The sequence below is a fragment of the Pararhizobium capsulatum DSM 1112 genome, assembly GCF_030814475.1.
In the GTDB taxonomy this organism is placed as follows: Bacteria; Pseudomonadota; Alphaproteobacteria; order Rhizobiales; family Rhizobiaceae; genus Pararhizobium; species Pararhizobium capsulatum.
Genome location: NZ_JAUSVF010000001.1, coordinates 3901395 through 3923237, shown reverse-complemented (window position 1 = coordinate 3923237; position 21843 = coordinate 3901395). Strand labels below are relative to the sequence as shown.

The 21843-nt window shown below is 59.1% G+C and carries 24 protein-coding genes; 8 read left to right on the top strand and 16 right to left on the bottom strand.

Features of this window, described 5'->3' with window-relative positions:
- Positions 1-32 precede the first annotated feature (32 nt).
- The 4 genes from QO002_RS18900 to QO002_RS18885 all read right to left on the bottom strand — a co-directional run bounded on the left by QO002_RS18900 (position 33) and on the right by QO002_RS18885 (position 2772).
- Complete coding sequence (locus tag QO002_RS18900) at positions 33-677, bottom strand: amino acid ABC transporter permease (protein WP_307232465.1); 645 nt, start codon at positions 675-677, stop codon at positions 33-35.
- Positions 678-688: 11 nt separating this feature from the next.
- Entirely contained in the window at positions 689-1357 is a 669-nt protein-coding gene (locus QO002_RS18895; RefSeq protein ID WP_307232463.1) for an amino acid ABC transporter permease, read from the bottom strand.
- Between the two features lie 30 nt (positions 1358-1387).
- Entirely contained in the window at positions 1388-1831 is a 444-nt protein-coding gene (gene aroQ / locus QO002_RS18890) for a type II 3-dehydroquinate dehydratase (RefSeq protein WP_307232461.1), read from the bottom strand.
- Between the two features lie 110 nt (positions 1832-1941).
- A complete protein-coding gene (locus QO002_RS18885) occupies positions 1942-2772 on the bottom strand; it encodes a transporter substrate-binding domain-containing protein (RefSeq protein ID WP_307232459.1) in 831 nt (276 codons plus the stop codon).
- A gap of 251 nt (positions 2773-3023) precedes the next feature.
- Here QO002_RS18885 and QO002_RS18880 point away from each other — a divergent pair, with 251 nt between their 5' ends.
- Positions 3024-4919: a bifunctional sugar phosphate isomerase/epimerase/4-hydroxyphenylpyruvate dioxygenase family protein gene (locus QO002_RS18880; RefSeq protein WP_307233522.1), complete on the top strand. Its 1896-nt coding sequence runs from the start codon at positions 3024-3026 to the stop codon at positions 4917-4919.
- 3 nt (positions 4920-4922) lie between these two features.
- Here the strand turns inward: QO002_RS18880 and QO002_RS18875 are convergent, their stop codons facing one another.
- Both QO002_RS18875 and QO002_RS18870 read right to left on the bottom strand, forming a co-directional pair.
- Positions 4923-5597 carry a GntR family transcriptional regulator gene (locus QO002_RS18875; protein WP_307232457.1) on the bottom strand — a complete coding sequence of 225 codons (675 nt, stop codon included), beginning with the start codon at positions 5595-5597 and terminating at the stop codon, positions 4923-4925.
- Between the two features lie 76 nt (positions 5598-5673).
- Positions 5674-6342, bottom strand: a complete 669-nt coding sequence (locus QO002_RS18870) for a GntR family transcriptional regulator (RefSeq protein WP_307232455.1) — start codon at positions 6340-6342, stop codon at positions 5674-5676.
- Between the two features lie 385 nt (positions 6343-6727).
- Between QO002_RS18870 and QO002_RS18865 the strand changes: the two genes are divergently transcribed.
- Entirely contained in the window at positions 6728-7210 is a 483-nt protein-coding gene (locus tag QO002_RS18865; protein ID WP_307232453.1) for a transglutaminase-like cysteine peptidase, read from the top strand.
- Positions 7211-7304: 94 nt separating this feature from the next.
- Here the strand turns inward: QO002_RS18865 and QO002_RS18860 are convergent, their stop codons facing one another.
- On the bottom strand, positions 7305-7565 hold the full coding sequence (locus tag QO002_RS18860; protein WP_307232451.1) for a hypothetical protein: 261 nt from the start codon (positions 7563-7565) through the stop codon (positions 7305-7307).
- Positions 7566-7734: 169 nt separating this feature from the next.
- Entirely contained in the window at positions 7735-8676 is a 942-nt protein-coding gene (locus QO002_RS18855; RefSeq protein WP_307232449.1) for an AraC family transcriptional regulator, read from the bottom strand.
- Positions 8677-8892: 216 nt separating this feature from the next.
- On the opposite strand from QO002_RS18855, the gene QO002_RS18850 reads away from it, so the two are divergent.
- Entirely contained in the window at positions 8893-9933 is a 1041-nt protein-coding gene (locus QO002_RS18850; protein WP_307232445.1) for an NAD(P)-dependent alcohol dehydrogenase, read from the top strand.
- Positions 9934-10059: 126 nt separating this feature from the next.
- On the opposite strand, the gene QO002_RS18845 is transcribed toward QO002_RS18850, so the two are convergent.
- Together QO002_RS18845 and QO002_RS18840 are read right to left on the bottom strand one after the other, a co-directional pair.
- Positions 10060-10524, bottom strand: coding sequence for an Lrp/AsnC ligand binding domain-containing protein (locus QO002_RS18845; protein WP_307233520.1), 465 nt, complete (start codon positions 10522-10524; stop codon positions 10060-10062).
- A 7-nt stretch (positions 10525-10531) separates the two neighbouring features.
- The gene (locus QO002_RS18840; protein ID WP_307232443.1) at positions 10532-11695 is read right to left on the bottom strand and encodes a M20 aminoacylase family protein; all 1164 of its coding nucleotides are present in this window, start codon (positions 11693-11695) and stop codon (positions 10532-10534) included.
- Between the two features lie 183 nt (positions 11696-11878).
- Between QO002_RS18840 and QO002_RS18835 the strand changes: the two genes are divergently transcribed.
- Together QO002_RS18835 and QO002_RS18830 are read left to right on the top strand one after the other, a co-directional pair.
- On the top strand, positions 11879-12949 hold the full coding sequence (locus QO002_RS18835) for a D-alanyl-D-alanine carboxypeptidase family protein (RefSeq protein WP_307233518.1): 1071 nt from the start codon (positions 11879-11881) through the stop codon (positions 12947-12949).
- Positions 12950-12988: 39 nt separating this feature from the next.
- Complete coding sequence (locus QO002_RS18830; RefSeq protein ID WP_307232441.1) at positions 12989-14125, top strand: CobW family GTP-binding protein; 1137 nt, start codon at positions 12989-12991, stop codon at positions 14123-14125.
- Positions 14126-14138: 13 nt separating this feature from the next.
- On the opposite strand, the gene QO002_RS18825 is transcribed toward QO002_RS18830, so the two are convergent.
- The 5 genes from QO002_RS18825 to QO002_RS18805 all read right to left on the bottom strand — a co-directional run bounded on the left by QO002_RS18825 (position 14139) and on the right by QO002_RS18805 (position 18207).
- Positions 14139-14375, bottom strand: coding sequence for a sulfurtransferase TusA family protein (locus QO002_RS18825; protein WP_307232438.1), 237 nt, complete (start codon positions 14373-14375; stop codon positions 14139-14141).
- Positions 14375-15853, bottom strand: coding sequence for a L,D-transpeptidase family protein (locus QO002_RS18820; RefSeq protein WP_307232436.1), 1479 nt, complete (start codon positions 15851-15853; stop codon positions 14375-14377). The genes QO002_RS18825 and QO002_RS18820 overlap by 1 nt, the downstream gene beginning before the upstream one ends.
- 234 nt (positions 15854-16087) lie before the next feature.
- Positions 16088-17041 (bottom strand): acetyl-CoA carboxylase carboxyltransferase subunit alpha, encoded by a 954-nt coding sequence (locus QO002_RS18815; RefSeq protein ID WP_307232433.1) that lies wholly within the window; start codon positions 17039-17041, stop codon positions 16088-16090.
- Between the two features lie 66 nt (positions 17042-17107).
- Entirely contained in the window at positions 17108-18061 is a 954-nt protein-coding gene (xerD, locus tag QO002_RS18810) for a site-specific tyrosine recombinase XerD (protein ID WP_307232431.1), read from the bottom strand.
- Positions 18058-18207, bottom strand: coding sequence for a hypothetical protein (locus tag QO002_RS18805; protein ID WP_307232429.1), 150 nt, complete (start codon positions 18205-18207; stop codon positions 18058-18060). The genes xerD and QO002_RS18805 overlap by 4 nt, the downstream gene beginning before the upstream one ends.
- A 243-nt stretch (positions 18208-18450) precedes the next feature.
- Here QO002_RS18805 and QO002_RS18800 point away from each other — a divergent pair, with 243 nt between their 5' ends.
- Genes QO002_RS18800 through QO002_RS18790 form a run of 3 tightly spaced genes read left to right on the top strand, consistent with a single transcriptional unit; the run spans position 18451 to position 21463 of the window.
- Positions 18451-19029: a shikimate kinase gene (locus QO002_RS18800; protein ID WP_307232427.1), complete on the top strand. Its 579-nt coding sequence runs from the start codon at positions 18451-18453 to the stop codon at positions 19027-19029.
- Between the two features lie 11 nt (positions 19030-19040).
- Entirely contained in the window at positions 19041-20159 is a 1119-nt protein-coding gene (gene aroB, locus QO002_RS18795; RefSeq protein WP_307232425.1) for a 3-dehydroquinate synthase, read from the top strand.
- Positions 20156-21463, top strand: a complete 1308-nt coding sequence (locus QO002_RS18790; RefSeq protein WP_307232423.1) for an HlyC/CorC family transporter — start codon at positions 20156-20158, stop codon at positions 21461-21463. Before aroB ends, QO002_RS18790 begins: the two co-directional genes overlap by 4 nt.
- Before the next feature lie 60 nt (positions 21464-21523).
- Here QO002_RS18790 and QO002_RS18785 read toward each other — a convergent pair whose 3' ends face one another.
- A complete protein-coding gene (locus QO002_RS18785) occupies positions 21524-21805 on the bottom strand; it encodes a BolA family protein (RefSeq protein WP_307232421.1) in 282 nt (93 codons plus the stop codon).
- Between the last annotated feature and the right edge of the window lie 38 nt (positions 21806-21843).

Genomic DNA, 21843 nt, shown 5'->3' with positions numbered 1-21843 from the left:
GGTACTGGCTAAGCGACGTCAGGCGGCGCGGGTCAGCGCGCCGTTGCGGCGGCAAATCTGCGTTCGAGACGGGCGCCGAAAATGGTCAACGGCAGGCACATCAGGAAATACAGCGCTCCAACGATCCCGAAGACCGTCAAGGGCTCGAATATCTGGTTGGAGATGATGTTGCCGGCCCGAGTCAGCTCCGTGAAGCCGACAATGGATGCGAGCGAGGTCCCCTTGATCAGCTGCACGAGAAAGCCGACTGTTGCGGGCAGGGAGATGCGCAGCGCCTGCGGCAGGATGACATCCCTCATGCGCGAAACGTATCTGATGCTGAGAGCCTTTGCAGCCTCGGTCTGGCCGCGCGGCACCGCTTCGATCGCCCCGCGCCAGATCTCGCCGAGATAGGCGCTGGCATGAAGCGTCAGGCCGATTGCGACGGCCACCCACGCATCGAGCACGAAACCCAGCAGTGCGAGGCCGTAGTAGACCACGAAGAGCTGCATCAGGAGGGGCGTCCCCTGGAATATGGCTATGTAGCCCGCTGTTATCCGCTCCACCAGCGGAATGCCCGAGGCGCGTGCAAGAGCGACACCAAGCCCGGCAATACAGCCGCAGACAAAGCCGACAGCGGACAGGACAACGGTCCATTTCAGGCCGATCAGGAGAAAGACGAATTCATCGTGACCCATGACGCTCCTCCTTACTTGACGGGATAGTTGAAGTAGCGCGCTGAAAAGAGCGCAAACATGCGCATCATCAGCCAGGAGATCACGAAATAGAAAACCGTGACCGTGAAATAGACCTCGAAGCTTCTAAAGCTTTCCGATTCAATGCGCTGCGAAACCGATGTGAGCTCATAGGCCGAGATCGCCGATGCGATGCTGGTGGAGAGCGTCAACAGCACAAACTGGCTGGTCAGGGAGGGATAGATCGCTCTCAGTGCCGGTTTGAGGATGATCAGCCTGAAGACCTGCGCCTTGTGCAGTCCAAGCGCCAGGCCCGCCTCCATCTGTCCTTTGGGAATTGACTGGACGCCGCCGCGGATGATCTCGATTGCATAGGCGCCCCCGTTGATGCCGAGCGCGATAATCGCCGTCGGCGTCGGATCAAGCCTGACACCGGCGAAGGGGAGGGCGAAGTAGATGAAGAAGATCTGGACCAGGAAAGGTGTGTTGCGGATCAGTTCGACGAAACCGATGATCATCCACCGCACCGGCTTGAAACGGGAATCCCGCAGGATAACGCCGCCAATTCCAATCACGGTGGCGAGCAGCATTCCACAAATGGCGAGCAGGAAAGTACCCAGACAGCCGAGCAGAAGGCTCGGCATGCCATCGATCACGGGTGTGAAATCCAACTTATAGTTCATGGCGCTCTTTCCGGACTGTCTTCCTGAAATTCAGTCCCGCTTGACCATTCCAGCCATAGCCTGGATAGCCAGTTCATACCCATCCGCCCCGAAGCCGATCATGATGGCGGTGGCGATGCGCGAGATCAGCGAATTGTGATAGATGCTTTCACGCGCGTGCACGTTGGAGATGTGCAGCTCTATCTTCGGCGCATCGAATGTCTTCAGCGCATCCAGGAGGGCGATCGACGTGAAGGTATAGCCTGCCGGATTGATGATGATGCCGCAGGCGTCGGTGCGGGCCTGGTGCACGCTTTCAACCAGTTCGCCCTCGAAATTGGTCTGCCGGAACTCGATCTCGAAGCCTAATGTCTTCGCCTTCGCGACGCATCGCTCGCGAATGTCTGCAAGAGTGGTTGTACCATAGATCGTCGGCTCGCGCTGACCAAGAAGATTGAGGTTCGGTCCGTTGAGCACAAAGATTGTCTTGTTCATGATCGTGTTCCCCGGACGCGGATCTGAGCCGGTCTCTGAACATGGCAGTGGCATCGGTGGGCATCGTCAGGATGCCCACCTGTTGATCGAACGCTCAATCTATGGAGTTGTCATTTTGCGGTGAAGGGGATGCCTTCAAGGGTTTCCGGGAATTCCGGTACCGGCACCTTCATCCACTTGTCGTAGATTTTCTTGAGCTCGCCGTTTGCCTTGATCTTGTCGATGAAGGTGTTGAGAGCCGCGTTTATTTCCGTCTCGCCGAGACGTGTGCAGGCGCCGTTGTAAAGCTTCTGGAACTCGAGCTTGTTCTCGAACTCGCCCGGGCGAGCCTTTTCCACGCGGTCCATATAGAAGATGTTGCCGCCCAGCGTGTCGACCTGGCCGGAAACAAGGGCCTGAACGCTTGCAGCGTCACCGTCATAGCGCCGGATGGTCGTGTTCGCCGGTGCATTCTTCGTGACCTGCGTGTCCTGGGCCGCACCCTTTGCGACGCCGACACTGAACTTTTCCATGTCGGCATTTGTCTTGATTTCAGCGGACTTCGGCCCGATCAGAACAATCGCGTTGGCAACATAGGGCTTGCTGAACTGAACCGCCTTTGCACGGTCCGGCAGCATTGCCATCGTGGCAAACAGGACGTCGACGCGGCCTGCCGTCAGCGCAGGAATGCGGTTGTTGACTTCAAGCGGCACGAACTCGACGGTCACGCCCAGTTCCTGGGCAAACAGTGCCGCCATATCGGCATCCAGTCCATCCTGCTTGCCGCCGCTGGTGACGAAGCCCCATGGGGGATTGTCACCCTGAATTCCGACGATGATCTTGCCGCGTGCCTTGATTTCATCCGGCGTGATAGCCGCCGCAGGTTTTGTCAGGGTGACGGCAGTCACCAAGGCTACGGCTCCAAGCATCGCATTTCTGCGTGTCAGCATAGATTTGAACATAAGTATTCCTCCTCCTTTGGCGGTCGCTTGACCGGACAGCCACCCTCACCTTTGACTGTGAGATCATAATTGCCAGACAATGGCGATCAAATCAACAGAGTTTTTCAAAATCATATGAGAATTTATAACACAGCAGCCTATTTGAATTTCCGGATAGATTTGTAATAATGACAGCGCTCGATTTTTCGACTGACGGATCGTTCGATCCGCAGGTCATGAATTCCGTCGTGCAAGACCGGGAGGGTTATGAAATGAAGACCTCGATTGCGACAGTAACAATCAGTGGGGAACTCCCGGAGAAACTCGAGGCAATCGCGCGGGCCGGCTTTGATGGCGTCGAGATCTTCGAGAATGATTTTCTTGCATTCGATGGCAGTCCCGCAGATGTCGGAAAGCTCGTCCGGGATCATGGCCTGGAGATCACCCTGTTTCAGCCATTCCGCGATTTCGAGGGCATGCAGGAGCCGCTTCGGAGCCGCACCTTCGACCGTGCAGAGCGCAAGTTTGATGTCATGCAGGAGCTCGGGACGGATCTCGTCCTCGTCTGCTCAAATGTTTCGCCGGCATCCGTCGGTGGCATCGATCGCGCGGCGGCAGATTTTCATGAACTCGGTGAACGCGCTGCCAAGCGCGGTCTGAGAGTGGGCTACGAGGCTCTCGCCTGGGGACGGCATATCAGCGACCATCGGGACGCCTGGGAAATCGTGCGCCGCGCCGACCATCCGAATATCGGCCTTATCCTCGACAGCTTTCACACATTGTCGCGCAAGATCGACGTCAATTCGATCCGCTCCATTCCCAAGGAGAAGATTTTCATCGTGCAGCTTGCCGATGCTCCCTTGATCGACATGGACCTGCTCTACTGGAGCCGTCACTTCCGAAACATGCCCGGAGAAGGTGATCTCCCCGTGACTGCTTTCACCGAGGCGGTGGCTGCGACAGGATACGACGGCTACCTCTCGCTGGAGATCTTCAATGATCAGTTTCGTGGCGGCTCGTCGCGAGCCATCGCCGCCGATGGTCATCGCTCGCTGATTTACCTGGGCGATCAGGTGCGCCGCAGTCTCGGCAGCGGGACGATGACGGGACCGGATATGCCGGAAAGGGCGCCTGTCAAAGGTGTCGGTTTCGTGGAGTTTGCGACGGACGAAGAGGGCGCTGTCGAGCTGACGGCATTGCTGCATGCTCTCGGGTTCCGCAAGACTGCTGTCCACCGCACGAAAAAGGTCTTTCTCTTCGAGCAGGGTGAGATACGGATTTTGGTCAATGTCGACCAGGAAGGCTTTGCGAATGCCGCCTATGCCGTCCACGGTACCTTTGCATACGCGATCGCACTCGTTGTTGACGACGCGGCAAAAGCCTATGCCCGCGCTCTCGCTCTGGACGCCGAGGCCTTCATCCAGCCAGTTGCGGAGGGTGAGCTTGAGTTGCCGGCCATCCGCGGTGTCGGCGGCGGGGTTGTCTATCTGATCGATGACAAGAGCACCCTGGGCCGGTTTTCGGAAATCGACTTTCGACCGGTGGTTGACGGCAATGAGGGGCCGTCAGCCGGCCTTCTGCGGATCGATCATGTCGCCCAGACCGTTGCCTATGACGAAATGCTGACGTGGTTGCTGTTCTACACTTCGATTTTCGAGACGAGGAAAACCCCGATGGTCGATATCATCGACCCCGCGGGGGTGGTTCGAAGCCAGGTTGTTGAAAATGAATCCGGAGCCCTGCGCATAACTATGAACGGAGCGGAGAACCGGCGCACACTTGCGGGGCATTTCATTGCCGAGAAGTTCGGATCGGGCATCCAGCATCTGGCGTTTCTCACCGACGATATCTTCAAGACCGCCCGTGACCTGCAAAGCTGTGGGTTCAAACCGCTGCATATCTCGCCGAACTACTACGACGACGTCGAAGCGCGCTTCGGCCTCGATCCGGCGCTGACCGAGCGGTTGAAGGCGGACAATATCCTTTATGACCGCGACGAGCAGGGCGAGTATTTCCAGCTTTACAGCGGAACATACGGGGAGGGGTTCTTTTTCGAGATCGTCGAACGCCGCGGCTATCGCGGATACGGCGCGCCGAATGCAATCTTCCGGATTGCTGCCCTGAAGAGGCAGATGCGTCCTGAAGGGATACCGAAAGACGCGCTTTGAACCTTACAGAATCCGGCCGCTCTTGAGCACGTGCTCGACACCGCTTTGAACGTGTCTCCTGACAACGTCGGTTGCCCCGGCAACGTCGCGCCGGATGGAAAGTTCGAACAGGAGCTTGTGGTCTTCCACGACCGGTTTTCCGCGAAAGCTTTCCGCGAGCATATGGTAGCGAAGAAATCGGTCGAAAACCGACGACAACGTCGCCAGAAGTGTTGACGAGTTGCAGGCCGAAACGATCGCCTGATGGAACTCCCAGTCGTATCGGACCCAATCGACGGTTCGCGAAACATCGCCTGCAAGCAGATTGCGTTCGGCGGCAGCAAGCCTGTGGTGCGCCGCTACGATGCGGCCTTCCCATTCAAGATTTCCTGCAGCGAACGCAAGACCGATCGCGTGCGTCTCAAGGACAATCCGGAGGTCGGCGAGTTCAAGCAACTCGCGCCGCGAGGCAGGGCTTACCTCAAAACCGCGCTGCCCTTCCGCGACAACAAGGTTCTCCGCAGTCAGGCGGCTGAGGATTTCACGAAGGGATGAAATGCCGACCCCGTAGCGCTCCTTTGCCTGCTCAAGCTTGATTTTGGTACCCGGCGGCAATGTCCCTGAGATTATGTCCTGGCGGATCTGCCGGAATACGACCTCGCTTACCGTTTCCGCTGGCTCATGGACCTGCTTCAGCATGTTTTCCCCTCCATCCCAACCAGTGGCAGTGGCAGATGATGTAAATTCAAGCTGGGAGGGCCTATTCGAACCATCGTCATCTGAGCGTCCCTCTTGCCAGCGCATGTTCGACCCCACCCTGGATATGCAGCGCCAGCACCCGCTTTGCCGTCTCCGCGTCCCGCCGTAGCGCCGCGTCCAGAAGCTGCTGGTGCTCGTTTGCTGCGACATCGCCGCGATAGGACAAGGCGACCATCTGATATCTGAGGTATCGATCGAAGATCACGGAGTGGGTCTCCCTAAGCAATTTTGATCCACAGGCAGATATCAGGGCTTGATGGAATTCCCAATCGTAGCGCTTCCAGTCCTCCGCCCTGCTGGTATCGCCGGATGCCATGACCTGCTCCATGCGCGCCAGCTTGTAGTGCGCGGAGACCAGGGGAGCTTCCCAGTCGACATCCCCATTCATGAACGATTGCTCGATGGCGTGGGTCTCCAGGAGAAGCCGCAGAGCTGCCGTTTCCTTCAGGTCGGACACGGAAACCGGAGAGACTTCGAACCCCTTCTGTCCCTCTGCAACGACTAGCCCTTCGGAAGAAAGCCGGTTCAAAATTTCCCGCAATGTACTGATGCTGGTGTCGTAGGATTCCCTTACGTTTTCCAGCCTCAGCTTTTGTCCGGGAACGAGCCGGCCGAAAATGATATCGGCGCGAATTCGCCGATAGGTGCTCTCGGCAATGGTCTCATTGGTAGGCAGCTGCGACATGGAAATGCTCTGACGTTTGTTGCATTATCTGATATATCTCGATCTGGCGGTTTCAATCAACATGGCGGCGTATCAGGTTCAAGCGGAAATTTGTCACATGATCGGTGTTTCGACTGTCGCTGGTTTCCCAAGGATGGCTTGTGACGGGGTTTCGGCAGCTAAATCGGCCTGCCGGTGGACATCGAAGCGGTAACGTCGCCCGGCATGAAGTGCGCAATTGTTTCCTGACGGGTGTTCTGGGCCTCGTCATTGCCACTTTTTTAGAGTTTCATTGAGTATGTTGGGAGAAAGATGGTTGTCGTTGAAATGGCGGCCGGAAGGGGGAGAATAATTCGGTCCGGTGCGGTCTTGAACGCCGCCTCGTGCAATTTTATGGTGGCGGCAGGTGGGCAAGAGCTTCTGGATTTCCGTGGCGTTTTCCGCAGTGCTTATCGCAGCGCTGCAGTTCCACTATTCCCCCCCTTCTCCAACAAATGACAAACCTAACCCGAAGCTCCCGCCGGTTGCCTTTTCCCTTTACTGCCTGAAGCATATCGTCGAATGCCCGGCGAAGGGTCCGAAGCGGGTGTCCTTGACCCCGCAGATCCTGTCGGCGATCGCCTATGTGCAACATCAGGTGAATGCGGAAATTGTGCCGCGCATGGAGCAGCAGGACGTCTGGCAGGCCGATGTCGCGGCCGGTGATTGCGACGACTACGTGATGACCAAACGACGGCGGCTTATCAATGCCGGCATCCCGGCGACTGCCATGGGTGTGAAGGTGTTTCGGCTCGCTGACGGGCAGGGGCACGTCACGCTGCTGGTGCGCACGACGCAGGGCACCTTCGAACTGGATAATTTGAAAACTGGGGTGATCCGGCGTTTCTAGAGGATGTCGCACGGTTTTGCGCGACACGCTTTGGAGCAAGAATTTTCACATGTTCCATGCGGCGCTTTGGAGACAGCTCCGCCGCGGGCACTCCTCAAGGAGTGGAGTGTTTCACTCTCCGGCTGAACCGCATACGCCGCAGTGACAGGGACGAAAGCTGCTTCACCTCCGGTGCAATGACCAGTTCGAAGAATGTGCCAGGTTTCTCGGCCTGGACCATCCTGTCGACGAGAAAACGATCGGGGCAATCGAAGACACGCAGATGCCCCCGTGCCGAGACGATACCCAGCAGTCGTTCGGCGCCGTCGTAGTAAATTCTCTTGATCGATCTGGATTGCAGATCCCAGCAAAGCATAGCAACGCCCTCGCTTCGAAGATGCCAGATGATGAGAGACCACAGGCGGCAGGTTGTAAAGCAATGCAGCGGATGAAAGCGAAACGCGCCCAAAAAAAGACCTGCTTCCGCTACCTATTCAGGCTCCTGAAATAGTTATCTCGCCTTATGGTTGAATATTCGCCTCCGTTCAGCCTTCGGTCATGAGTTCGCCGTTGCCAGTAAAACGATCGAGCAGCGAACGTCGCGCTCGCCCGACGTCGCGCAAAGGCGGTTCGCCGTACTGGCGGGCATATTCGCGGCTGAACTGGGACTGGCTGTCGTAACCGACCTGATGGCCGGCAGAGCCGGCATCCAGCATCTCCTCCAGCATCAACCGGCGCGCTTCCTGCAGCCGCAGGCGCTTCTGGTACTGCATCGGGCTCATGGCGGTAACGGCCTTGAAGTGGTGGTGAAGCGACGAGACGCTCATGCTGACGCGGTTTGCAAGTTCCTCGATGCGAAGCGGAAGCGCGTAGTATTCCTTGAGCCAGGCGCAGGCCTTGCTGATCTGGTGGGACTGGCTGTCGGCCATCGCCATCTGACGCAACCGCGCGCCTTGAGGTCCCGACAGTAGCCGGAAGAGGATCTCCTGTTCGATAAGTGGCGCCAGGACGGGGATGTCATTTGGGCGATCCAGGAGGCGAAGCAGCCGGATCACCGCATCGATGAGATCTTCCGTAACCTGGGTAACCACCATGCCGCGCTCGCTGACCTCCGCGTTCGGGGAGGCGGGGCCAAGCGTCTGGATAAGGCTTGCCAGCTTGCCAAAGTCGATTTCGAAGCCGATGCTGAGATAGGGCTGGTCCGTCGTGGCATCGACCACGCGGCTGGTCACCGGCAGGTCGAGGGACGTCAGCAGGAAGTCGCTGCCGCCGTAGCGATAGGTTTCATCACCCAGCACGACTTCCTTCATCCCCTGCGCAACCAGCCCGAAACTTGCCTTGAACGCGGAACAGACGGGCATGCCGATGGTGGAGAGGCGATTGATCATCAATCCCCTGATCGGGGTCATATGCTCTCCATCCCTGGTGACGAGGGAGGAGATGGTGTCGATAAGTTCCTGCTGGCGCAAAAGCGTGCCCTCCTTCATGATGACGTGTCTCTCCGATGCGTGGACCACGATTTTTGTATTCCGAATTTAGGAGTTGCGCATCCACCTGCAAATCTGTGGGCCGGCGTTTTGCAGGATCGTGCAAAAATTTTGCAGGATTGCTCTAACGGCCGGTTTCGTTCCGATGCATATTGGCGGCGGGAGAAGCCAATCGAGCTTTCATAGTCCCATCTCAGGAAATTTAAGGAGCAATCCATGGCCCTGGCAAGAGGATATGCGGCGACCGATGCGTCCAAGCCGCTTGAACCTTTCACTTTCGAACGACGTGCGCCCAATGCGGACGACGTCGTCATCAGCATCAAATTTTCCGGCATCTGCCATTCCGACATCCATCAAGCCCGCAACGAATGGGGCAATTCGAGCTTCCCGATGGTTCCCGGCCACGAGATTGCCGGTGTTGTCACCGAGGTCGGCTCGGGTGTGACGAAGTTCAAGGTCGGTGACCGCGTCGGCGTCGGCTGCTTCGTCGATTCCTGCACGGCCTGCGCCTCGCGCGACCTCGATATCGAGCAATATCTGCCCGGCCTCGTCGGCACCTACAACAGCTTCGAAGCCGATGGCACGACGCCGACCTATGGCGGCTATTCCGATAGCGTCGTGGTCAAGGAAGGCTACGTGCTTTCCATCCCTGAGAACCTCGATTTCGCAGCTTCCGCGCCGCTGCTCTGTGCCGGTATCACGCTCTATTCGCCGCTGCGTCACTGGAATGCTGGCCCCGGCAAGAAGGTCGCAGTTGTCGGCATGGGCGGCCTCGGCCACATGGGCGTCAAGCTTGCCCATGCGATGGGTGCCGACGTGACGGTTCTCAGCCAGTCGTTGTCGAAGAAGGAAGACGGCCTGAAGCTGGGTGCGGATCATTACTACGCCACCAGCGATGCGGAGACCTTCAAGACACTCGCAGGTGCCTTCGACCTGATCCTGTGCACGGTTTCGGCCGAGCTCGACTGGAACGCCTATGCCAGCCTTCTGAAGGTCGATGGCACGCTGGTTCTTCTGGGTATTCCGGAAAAGCCGGTACCGGTCCATGCGTTCTCGCTGGTTCCTGCACGCCGCAGCATTTCCGGTTCGATGATCGGTTCGATCAAGGAAACTCAGGAAATGCTGGATTTCTGCGGCGAGCACGGCATTGTCTCGGAAATCGAAATGATCCGCATGGATCAGGTCAACGAGGCCTATGAGCGCGTCATCAAGAGCGACGTGCGCTATCGCTTCGTGATCGATATGGCGACGCTGTAGCGTCAACGAGTTCCTGCGGTTTCAGGCCATAAGCCTGTTACGAGCCCTCCCGGAAACGGGAGGGTTTTTATTGTTGGTCGTGCAGCATGTTTCTCTTTTTTCCTCCGCGGGGAGAAGAGAAGCCTGTCACAACAACTGCAACGGCCCGTCGTTCTTGATCTCTTCCATGACCGCGTAGGTCCGCGTTTCCTTCACTCCCGGCAGTGTCCACAGCACCTGGCCGAGGAAGTTGCGATAGGCGTTCATGTCCTCGAAGCGCGTCTTGACGAGATAGTCGAACCCCCCCGCCACCATATGACACTCCAGCACGGCCGGCGCCTTGCGGACGGCGTCCGCAAAATTATCGAAAACCTCCGGGGTGGTCTTGTCGAGCATGACCTCGATGAAGACCAGCAGGCCGAAACCCAGCTTGTGGGGATCGAGCCGGGCACCGAAGCCGGAGACATATCCGTCCTTCAAGAGCCGGCGCAGCCGTTCGCTGGTCGCGGTAGGAGACAGGCCGATGCGCTCGGCCAGCTCCAGGTTGGTGATCCGGCCGTCGCCCTGCAGGATGTTGAGGATCTTTCGATCGATTTTATCGACGTCGTGTATCGACATGTCAGGCGGCAAGCCGGCTTTCGGCGAGCTTCACCCAGTACGAAATACCGTGGGGGATTGCTTCGTCGTTGAAGTCGTAGCCGGGATTGTGCAGGCCTGCCGTATCTCCATTGCCGATGAAGACGAAAGCGCCGGGTCTCGCCTGCAGCATGTAGGAAAAATCCTCGCCGCCCATCATCGGGTCGAGCCCATCGGAAACCTGATTTTCACCGGCGATCGACCGTGCAGCCTCAAGCGCATACGCTGTTTCTGCGGCGTGGTTCACCGTCACCGGATAATTGCGCATATAGCGGACGGTTGCCTTGGCGCCGTAGGCCGCGCAGAGGTTTTCGGCGATCTGCTGGATGCGTTTTTCAGCGATGTCGCGCATGTCCGGCATCAGGGTGCGCACGGTGCCGGCCAGCACGGCCTGCTCCGGAATGATGTTGTGGGCAAAACCCGCATTGAATTTGGTGACGGAGACGACGACCGAGGCCAGCGGATCGGCGGTGCGGGACGCGATCGTCTGCAGCGCGTTGACGATCTGCGCGCCGATGACGATGGGATCGATCGTCTTGTGAGGCTGCGCGGCATGACCACCGCGGCCGTCTATGGTGACGATGAATTCGTCGGTCGACGCCATGATCGGGCCGACGCGGCTGCCGAACTCGCCAACCGGCATGCCCGGCATGTTGTGCATGCCGTAGACTTCCACAATCGAGAAGCGCTCCATCATGCCGTCCTTGACCATCTCGTTGCCGCCGCCGCCGCCTTCTTCTGCCGGCTGGAAGATGACAGCAACAGCGCCCCTGAAGTTGCGCGTTTCCGAAAGATACTTCGCGGCACCCAGAAGCATGGCGGTGTGGCCGTCATGGCCGCAGGCATGCATCTTGCCCGGCGTGGTCGATGCCCAGGGCTTGCCACTTGTCTCGGTCATCGGCAGGGCATCCATGTCGGCGCGCAGGCCGATGGTGCGGCCTTCGCCGAGATTGCCGCGGATCAGCCCGACGACACCGGTGCGGCCGAGACCGGTCACGATTTCGTCAACGCCGAATTCCTTCAGTTTCTTTTCGACGAAGGCTGCCGTATTTTCCACCGCAAACAGGAGTTCCGGCTTCGTGTGCAGGTGGCGTCGCCATTCGGTGACTTCGTTCTGGAGTTCGGCGGCGCGGTTGAGAATGGGCATTGTTCTTTCCTGTCGGTCCTTTGCGGGGCATGGAAATGGCTTGGACACTGAAAGAAAGGTCTTTGCCATCACCTTGCCATATAGGTTAAATAGCGGGACGACACGAGGCAATTCCCGATTTTTCGAGGTTCTATTGTGGTGAACAAGGTAAATCGTATGGGCGGCTGGGGCAGAAGGTTTGCCATTCTGGCGGCGAGCTGCGCAACGCTCATGTCGAGCATGCTGCCGGCAGCGGCCAACCCGCGGCTGGTTGTCGATGTCAGCTCGCTCAAGGTCTACGAGCAGGAAGATATCTTCCAGCGCTGGTATCCGGCGTCGCTGACCAAGCTGATGACGGCCTATACGGCCTTCCGCGCCATTAAGGCCGGGCGCCTCACGATCGAGAGCCCGGTGGTCATGAGCAAGAACGCCGCCGCCGAGCCTGCGAGCAAGATGTACCTTAAGCCCGGTCAGGCAATGACGCTCGACAGCGCCTTCAAGATGATGCTGATCAAATCCGCCAACGACGTCGCGGTTGCTATCGGCGAGACGGTCGCTGGTTCAGAGCCAGCCTTCGTGGATATGATGAACGCGGAAGCGCGCCGCATCGGCATGACGTCGTCGCATTTCGTCAATCCGAACGGCCTCCCGGCGCCGGGACAATACACGACGGCGCGCGATCTCGCGGTTCTCGCCATCACCATCAAGCGCGAGTTCCCGCAATATGCGCCTTACTTCGCCTATGAAGGTTTCCAGACCGGCAAGAAAAAGGTTCCCAACTACAACATGCTGATCGGCCGCTTTGACGGTGCCGATGGTATGAAGACCGGCTTCATCTGCGCTTCCGGCTTCAACCAGGTTTCATCCGCGACCCGCAATGGCCGCAGCGTCGTCTCGGTGGTGCTGGGTGCCGACAGCCTCGGTGGCCGTGCCGATGAATCCGCACGCCTGTTGCAGATGGCGCTCACCGAAAGCAGCGCCAGCAAGCCGGGCCTCGGCGAGATTGCGCCTTATGGCGAGACCCGCGATACGGTTGCGGATGTCAGCAAGGAAATCTGCTCGGCCCATGCCGCCAAGGTTCGCAGCGAAGGTCGCGACGAGGCGGGTCGCCAGAAGCTGTTGTCGCCCTTCATCCACCAGATCGACCGGCCCCTGCGGCTGGTTTCGGCCGAACTGCTGCCGGGCAGCGGCTCCACTGACACCAAGGGCCAGGTGGCCGGCGGGCAGGGGGATGCAGCCAACGTGCCGATCCCGGTTCCGCGGCCGACTTTCTAAAAGCAGCTTCGGGCGTCGCCTTATCCGATCGGACATTTCATGACTGCATCTTCGAACGCGGTGCCGGTATCGATCCTGACCGGTTTTCTCGGTGCCGGCAAAACAACGCTGCTCAACCGGCTGCTGAAGGATCCGGATCTTTCCGATACGGCCGTCATCATCAATGAGTTCGGCGATGTCTCGCTCGATCATCTGCTGGTCGAAGCCTCCAGCGATGGTATCATCGAGCTTGCCGATGGCTGCGTCTGCTGTACCGTCCGTGGCGAGCTCGTTGATACGCTCGCGGATCTGATGGACCGCATGCAGACGGGCCGCATCCGGCCGCTGAAGCGCGTCGTCATCGAAACAACCGGCCTTGCCGATCCGGCGCCGGTGTTGCAATCGGTCATCGGCAATCCCATCCTGGCGCAGAGCTACCAGTTGGACGGCGTTGTGACCGTCGTCGATGCGGTCAATGGCGTCTCGACGCTCGACAATCACGAAGAGGCCGCCAAGCAGGTGGCGATGGCGGACCGGCTGGTGCTGTCGAAAGCCACGCTCGCCTCGGCTGAAGCCATTGAAGCCCTGAAGGCACGCTTATTGGCGCTCAATCCCCGCGCCCAGTTGATTGACGGCGACACGCCCTTCGCCGGCAAGGCCGAGCTTTTCAACTGCGGCCTCTATGATCCCACGACGAAGATTGCCGATGTCGGCCGCTGGCTGCAGGACGAAGCCCGCCACGATCATGCTGGCCACGATCATTGCGGCCACGATCATGATGGACACGATCATCACCACCATCATGACGAGAACCGTCACGGTTCGGATATCCGTTCCTTCAGCATCGTCCATGACCGGCCGATCGATCCGATGGCGCTGGACATGTTCATTGATCTGCTGCGCTCGGCGCATGGTGAAAAGCTCCTGCGCATGAAGGCCGTCGTTGCGATGTCCGACCGGCCGGAGCGACCGCTGATCCTCCACGGTGTCCAGAGTGTCTTCCATCCGCCGCAGCGGCTGGCCGCCTGGCCCGATCCGAATGACCGGCGCACCCGCATGGTGATCATCACCAAGGGTTTGGAAGAGGCTTTTGTGCGTGATCTCTTCAATGCCTTCACCGGCCGCCCCTCCATCGACCGGGCTGATCGTCAGGCGCTGGAAGACAATCCGCTCGCGGTTCCCGGTTTGAAGATGTAACTGTCCGGGCTCGCTACGCCTTCTTGCGGATGAGGAAGCGGTGGCCGCCGGTCACGGCATCTGTCTGCTCCAGCGTGTGGCCGTCCTCGTTGCAGAAGTGCGGGACGTCAATGACCGCCAGCGGATCAGTGGTTTCGATCGCGATCAGTGCGCCGGGGGTGAGCGTGCGCATGCGCTTGCGGGTTTTCAGGACCGGCAGGGGGCATTTCAGCCCCTTGAGGTCATAAACCACGGCATCCGTATCGGGCATCACTTGCCCCAGAACTTCCAGAACGGCTTTTTCTTGGGGGCTTCTTCCGGCTGTCCGATGACAGCCTGATCGGTTGCCGCTATGTCGCCAGCCTGTGCGGCCTGCGGGGCAGCCGCTGCTGCGGCGGCAGGCTTTGCTTCTGTCGCCGACGTTTGCACGGCCTTCTCAGGCTGTGCGGGGACGGAGGCGGTCTGCTGGGCTGGCTGCTGAGCCGCATCCGGTCCACCTTCAACCAATGTCGAGGCGGGGGCTGGTTGCGGTTCCGCTACGTCCCTGGCGCCAAACAGGCTCCAGAAGCTCTTCTTGGCCGTCGTCGTTTCGGCAGACGCCTGCTCGATTGGCCGCGGCATCGGGTTTTCGACCGGAACCGGCACGTTCTTGCCGCCGCGGGTGCTCTTTTCAAGCTCGGCCGTCTGGATCTCGATCGCCTTCTTGGCTTCCGCGAGTTCGGCGCGCTTTGCTTCGAGCTTTTCGAGTTCCTCGGCCTTCATCAGCTTGCCGGCGTCGAGCGACGTGCCGGTCGGCGCATAGGCGAGTTCCTTGCCGACGCGCTGCTTGGCGACAATGGCCTTGCGTTCGGCTTCACTCGGCTCGTACCACACCATGCCATCGTATTTTTTCAGGGCCTTGGTGTAGTCTTGGTCGTATTTCTTGTTGTAGCTCGCCAGCGCCACCTGCATCGTTGATGGCGTCGACATAGCCGGGCATTGGCTGGCTGGATTGAACTTGCCGTCAGTCTGCTGGTTGAAGACGTATTTCTTTTCGCAGATGTTGACTTCCGGCGGCCGCTTGGTGATCTCGAACTGGTCGTAGCCGACCTTCAGCATGTTCCAGAATTCGATGTTCGGGCTGTTCTTGTGGCGGGCCATGTTTTCCGCGGTCATGCGGAAGGGCAGGGCCTGAAGCTGGATCGTCTGCTGGCCGCCCTTGTAGGCGTCGCGTGCGAGCGCGAAGATTTCCTGCATCTGCTCGTCGGTCATCGAATAGCAGCCGGAAGACGAGCAGGCGCCATGGATCATCAGGTCGGTGCCATGGCGGCCATTCGCCTGGTCGTAGCGATTGGGGAAACCGGTGTTGATGGCGAGATAATAGCTGGAATTCGGGTTCATCTGGCCGGGGCCAAGGGGATAGAAGCCTTCCGGCGCCTGGCGGTCGCCTTCCTTGACCTTGGGGCCGAGCTTGCCGGACCAGGCGCAGATCTTGTACTCACGCAGTTTCGCGAAACGGTTGTCGGCGGTCGCCTTCCAGATTTCGAGAGCGCCCTCTTCCTTGAAGATGCGGATCATGACCGGAGAGTTCTTCGGCATATTTGCCGCCCGCATATTGGCGACGATTTTGCCGGAAAGCTCGTATGTTGTCTTGTTCTTGACGCTCTTGATATCGACGTCGGCCTGATCAAATGCATCGAGCGTCTCGTTCGTGCAGCCTGCAAGCAGGGCAGCGACGGCAGCTATGATAACGAGATTTCTCAGACGCATTGGCAAGAGCCCATTATGAATTGCAGTCAAATCTACTGATTCCCCGAGACGGAGCACCGGAATCAATACGTCCTTATACTTCACAAATTATTAACCTTGCAGGCCCGCCCCGTGCCTACCATTCCCTGACCCTATGATTATGGCCAAGATTTGGCTTTAACTCACCTTATTGCCGTATTTCCCACAGTTAGGCTGGCAGCGTTGCCAGCCTGCATCTACGGAACCCCATCCTGATTAGAGATGGCGGCCGATATTCAGGTACTTCTGGCGACGGTCCGAGCGCAGTTGTTCGCCGTTGCGACCGGACATTTCCTTCAGCGCGTCGGCGATGACAGTGCCGGTCCGCTCGATCACCGCATCCGGATCGCGATGGGCGCCACCGACAGGCTCTGAAATGATGCCGTCGATAATGCCGAGCGACTTCAGGTCCTCGGCCGTGATCTTCATGTTGGTCGCCGCTTCGCGGGCGCGGGTGGAATCGCGCCACAGGATAGAGGCTGCACCTTCCGGCGAGATGACGCTGTAGATCGAATGCTCGAGCATGTAAACGCGGTTGCCGGTCGCGATCGCGATCGCGCCGCCGGAGCCGCCTTCGCCGATGACGACGGAGATGATCGGCACCTTCACGTTGAGACACATCTCGGTGGAGCGGGCGATGGCTTCCGCCTGGCCACGCTCTTCAGCACCGATGCCCGGATAGGCGCCGGCCGTATCGATGAGGGTCACGAGCGGCAGGCCGAAACGATCGGCCATTTCCATGACGCGGATCGCCTTGCGGTAGCCCTCTGGCCGGGCGCTGCCGAAATTGTGCTTGATGCGCGACTTGGTGTCGTTGCCCTTCTCCTGGCCGATCACGGCGACGGGCGTGCCGCGGAAGCGGGCGAGGCCCGCCTGGATGGCTTCGTCGTTGGAGAACTTGCGGTCACCGGCGAGCGGCGTGAATTCGGTGAAGAGACCGGCGGCATAATCGACGAAGTGCGGACGCTGCGGATGTCGCGCGACCTGGGTCTTCTGCCACGGGTTGAGCTTGGAATAGATATCGACCATCGCCTCGCGCGCACGCACTTCAAGACGGCCAACTTCATCGCTCGTGTCGATGCTCTCGTCTTCGCCGGCCAGCTTCTTCAGCTCGTGAATCTTGCCTTCGAGATCCGAGATGGGTTTTTCGAAATCGAGGTAGTTGTGCATGAGATACGTTTCCGATCGTTTTGCGCCAATGGGCGCGCTGGGCGCGATCCAAGGGTTCTGGCGGTCCTAATCCCGTTTTTTCGCCTGTTTGGCAAGGGGGTGATGGTTCTGGACGAGCTGGTGAAGCCGCTCTTCCAGCACATGCGTATAGATTTGTGTTGTTGAAATGTCCGAATGGCCCAGGAGTTCCTGCACGGCGCGCAGGTCGGCTCCATTGGCAAGAAGATGACTTGCAAAGGCATGACGCAGCACATGCGGCGAGATCGTCGCCACTCTTATCCCGGCACGCGCAGCCAGATCCTTGAGGTCGCGCGCGAAAACCTGCCGGGGTAGGTAGCCCGCCTTGCCGGAGGAGGGGAACAGCCAGGGGCTGTCTTCAGCCTTCTCGTTTGCGGCCGTCTCCGTTGTGAGTGCCTTGCCGTAGGTCTCGACCGCGCTGATCGCGGAGCGGGAAAGCGGCACGAGACGTTCCTTGTTGCCCTTGCCTTTGACGACAAGGAAGCGGCCGTTTTGTGAAAGCACGCTTGCCGGCAGCGAGACGAGTTCGCTCACGCGCATGCCGGTGGCGTAGAGCAGCTCGATCAGTGCATGCATGCGCAGCTTTGCGAGCGCTGCCGGCCCCGCTTCTTTCGCTTCGAGTTCCGCGCGTTCGATCAGCTTGGTAACGTCATCGACGCTGAGCGTCTTGGGCAGCGAGCGGCCCTTCTTCGGCGCATCAAGCACGCCCGTCGGGTCGTCGCGCCGCAAGCCTTCGGCATAGAGAAACTTGTAGAATTGCCGGAGCGCCGAAAGCCTCCGCGCCTGGGAGGAGGCCATGAAGCCCTGCTGCGAGAGGTGGGCGAGATAGGCGCGCAGGTCCTCGGAGCCCGCCTCGATCGCCTTGACGCCGCGCGTCTTGAGGAACGAGCAGGCGTCCTCAAGATCGCGCTCGTAGGAGACGAGCGTGTTGTTTGCCGCGCCGCGTTCGGCGCTCATCATTTCCAGGAAGGATTCGACGTGAAGGCCTGAAAAATCGCTCATTGGGGCTTGTTGATCCGTTCGGAGGGAATGCGGATGGTCACGTCCCGTTCCACGGGGTTTACGAAGGTCACGAGGGCCAGCATGGTTCCATAGATGACGCCCGCAATGACCGCGCAAATGAACAGGAAGCGGAACAGGCTGGGCATTTTCAACTCCTGAAGCATGTCGCGCAAAAGTGTGCAGCGGTTTTGCGATAACGGCATGCGCAAAAACAAAGACCTAAAGCGCATCTGGAGGATCGCGACGCGCTTTAGGTACGCGGTCTATATGATCATGCAGGTTTGGAAGTGCAAGAAGAAGGCGCTTGGGGCCACCTTTCTCACAGCCCAATCCCTTGACGCTTTCCGTCGTTTTGTCGATACCGGAGCGGAACGGGGAAGTGTGACTTTATGAACGACGTGATCGAACCGGTTTCAGAGGCGCTGTTGGTCAAGGCAAAGGCCGCTCTCGGCAGGCGCAACCTGGTTTTCGTCGGTCTGATGGGCGCTGGCAAGTCGGCCATCGGCCGGATGACGGCGCAGGTTCTTGGCATTCCCTTCGTCGATTCCGACCACGAGATCGAGCGTGTCTCGCGCATGACCATATCAGAGCTTTTTGCAGCTTATGGTGAGGAGGAGTTCCGTGCACTGGAGGCACGGGTGATCAAGCGCCTGCTGAATTCCGGGCCGCGCGTCGTCTCCACCGGCGGTGGCGCCTACGTCAATGAGCGCTCCCGTCGGCACATCAAGAAGAACAGCCTGTCGCTCTGGCTGAACGCCGATCTCGACGTATTGTGGGAACGGGTCAACAAGCGGGATACGCGGCCGCTGTTGAAAACGGAAAACCCAAAGCAGACGCTCCAGAACCTGATGAATGTCCGTTATCCCATTTATGCACAGGCCGATCTCACCGTTGTGTCTCGCGACGTGAAGAAGGAAATCATGGTCGAGGAAGTGCTGACCGCGCTTGCCTCACTCGAAAAGAAGTGAGTGTAGATTGCATGACCGCATCCCCCCGTACCGTTCGCGTCGAACTTGGCGATCGTTCCTATGATATCCTGATCGGCCCGGGCCTCATCGCTTCAGCCGCGACCGAGATTGCAAAGCGCCTCAAGGGCCGTCGCATGGCCGTGATTACCGACAACAATGTCGCCCCTCTTTATCTCGACGCGCTTATGGATGGCTTGGCGAGCGTCGGTATCGAGGCGGTCAGCGCAATCCTGCCGGCCGGCGAGAAGACCAAGAGCTTCGAGCATCTGATCCCCGTCTGCGAAACGATCCTCGGCGCGCGCATAGAGCGCAATGATGCTGTCATCGCGCTTGGCGGTGGCGTCATCGGCGATCTCACCGGCTTTGCTGCTGGTATTGTCCGGCGCGGTTCGCGCTTCATCCAGATCCCGACATCGCTTCTCGCGCAGGTCGATTCCTCCGTCGGCGGCAAGACCGGCATCAATTCGCCCCATGGCAAGAACCTCATCGGCGTCTTCCACCAGCCGGATCTGGTGTTGGCCGATACTGATGTGCTCGATACGCTAAGCCCGCGTGAATTTCGCGCCGGTTATGCGGAAGTTGCCAAATATGGCCTGATCGACAAGCCGGATTTCTTCGAATGGCTGGAAAAGAACTGGCAGGCCGTCTTTGCCGGTGGCGATGCCCGCATCGAGGCTGTCGCGATCAGTTGCCAGGCCAAGGCCGATGTCGTCGCCGCCGACGAGCGGGAAAACGGCCAGCGCGCGCTGCTCAATCTCGGCCACACCTTCGGCCATGCGCTGGAAGCCGCAACCGCCTATGACGGTACACGGCTTGTGCATGGCGAAGGCGTGTCGATCGGCATGGTGCTTGCCCACCAGTTCTCGTCGCGCATGAACCTTGCAAGCCCGGACGTGGCAAAACGTGTCGAGAGCCATCTGAAGACCGTCGGCCTTCCGACGTCGATGGATGAAATCCCCGGCACCCTGCCGCCTGCTGAAGTGCTGATGGATGCGATCGCCCAGGACAAGAAGGTCAAGGGCGGCAAGCTCACCTTCATCCTCACACGCGGCCTTGGCGAGGCTTTCGTCGCCGATGACGTTCCGGCCTCCGAAGTGCTCTCGTTCCTGAAGGAGAAACACCCGGCATGATGCTCGACGCGTTCGCTGGATTTCTGGCAGATAATGGGGTGAGCATCGCCATCATCGTGCTCATGATCGGGCTGTCGGCGTTTTTTTCCGGCTCCGAGACGGCGCTGACCGCCGCTTCTCGCGCCCGTATCCATACCCTTGAAGTCAATGGCGACGAGCGCGCCGGCATTGTGACCCAACTGATTCAGCGTCGGGACCGGTTGATCGGGGCGCTTCTGATCGGAAATAACCTCGCCAACATTCTGTCGTCCTCGATCGCGACCAGCGTCTTGCTCCAGATGTTCGGGGCTAGAGGCGTGGCGTATGCAACTCTCGGCATGACTATAATTCTCGTGGTTTTCGCCGAAGTGCTGCCGAAGAGCTGGGCCATTTCTGCGCCCGATCGCTTCGCCCTGGCGGTTGCGCGGCCAGTCAGGCTTGTCGTGCTGATCATTGGTCCCGTGTCCAGCCTGGTCAACGGTATCGTACGCCGCATCCTGGGCCTGTTCGGCGTCAGTCTTTCGCGGGAGATTTCCATGTTGACCGCACATGAAGAACTGCGCGGCGCCGTCGATTTCCTCCATCGTGAAGGCTCTTTCGTAAAGGCCGATCGCGACCGGCTGGGTGGCGTGCTCGATCTCGGCGAACTCGAAGTCTCCGACATCATGATCCACCGCACGCTGATGCGTGCGCTGAACGCCGACGAGGCGCCGGAAGTGTTGGTGCGGTCGGTTCTTGATAGCTCCTACACACGCATGCCCGTCTGGCGCGGCACGGCTGATAATATTATCGGCGTTCTGCATGCCAAGGATCTCCTGCGGGCACTCGCAGAACCGGACGTTACGCCTGAAACCGTCGATATCGTCCGCATTGCGCAGAAGCCATGGTTCGTGCCCGATACGACAAATCTCAAGGACCAGCTCAACGCCTTCCTGCGCCGCAAGGTCCATTTCGCCATCGTCGTCGACGAATACGGCGAGATGCAGGGACTGGTGACGCTGGAGGATATTCTGGAAGAGATCGTCGGTGATATCGCCGACGAGCATGACATCGCCATCCAGGGCGTGCGCACGGAAGCTGATGGTTCGATCGTCGTTGATGGCAGCGTGCCGATCCGTGACTTGAACCGCGCACTCGACTGGTCGCTTCCTGACGAGGAAGCCACCACCGTCGCGGGCCTCGTCATACACGAATCACGCAGCATCCCGGAAGAACGCCAGGCCTTCACCTTCTACGGCAAGCGCTTCATCGTCATGAAACGGGTGAAGAACCGGATTACGCGATTGCGGATTAGGCCTGCGGAGGATGTGCCTCCGGGGGAATGATTTTGGGCGGGTTCAGAGGGGGATAAACGCCAAAAACTCAAAAAAACGGCAAGAAAAACTTCACCACCGCGTCGCTTCACCCGGTGCCGCAGGCTCCACCGCCAACGCATGCAGCCCGGCATCCAGTTCCGCCTTCAACAGTTCATTGATCGCCCGGTGCCGGGCCACCCGGCTCATGCCCGAAAAAACGCTCGCAACGATCCTGACCCGCATATGGGTTTCGCCGCTTCCGTCAAAACTTTCCTGATGTCCCGCATGCAGGTGGCTCTCATTCAAAACGATCAATCGTTCCGGAGCGAAAGCTTCGGTCAGTTTTGTTTCGATAGACTGCTGAAGTGACATGTTTTGGCCCCGTTCTTCTGGCTTTACCGCAGGGTTGC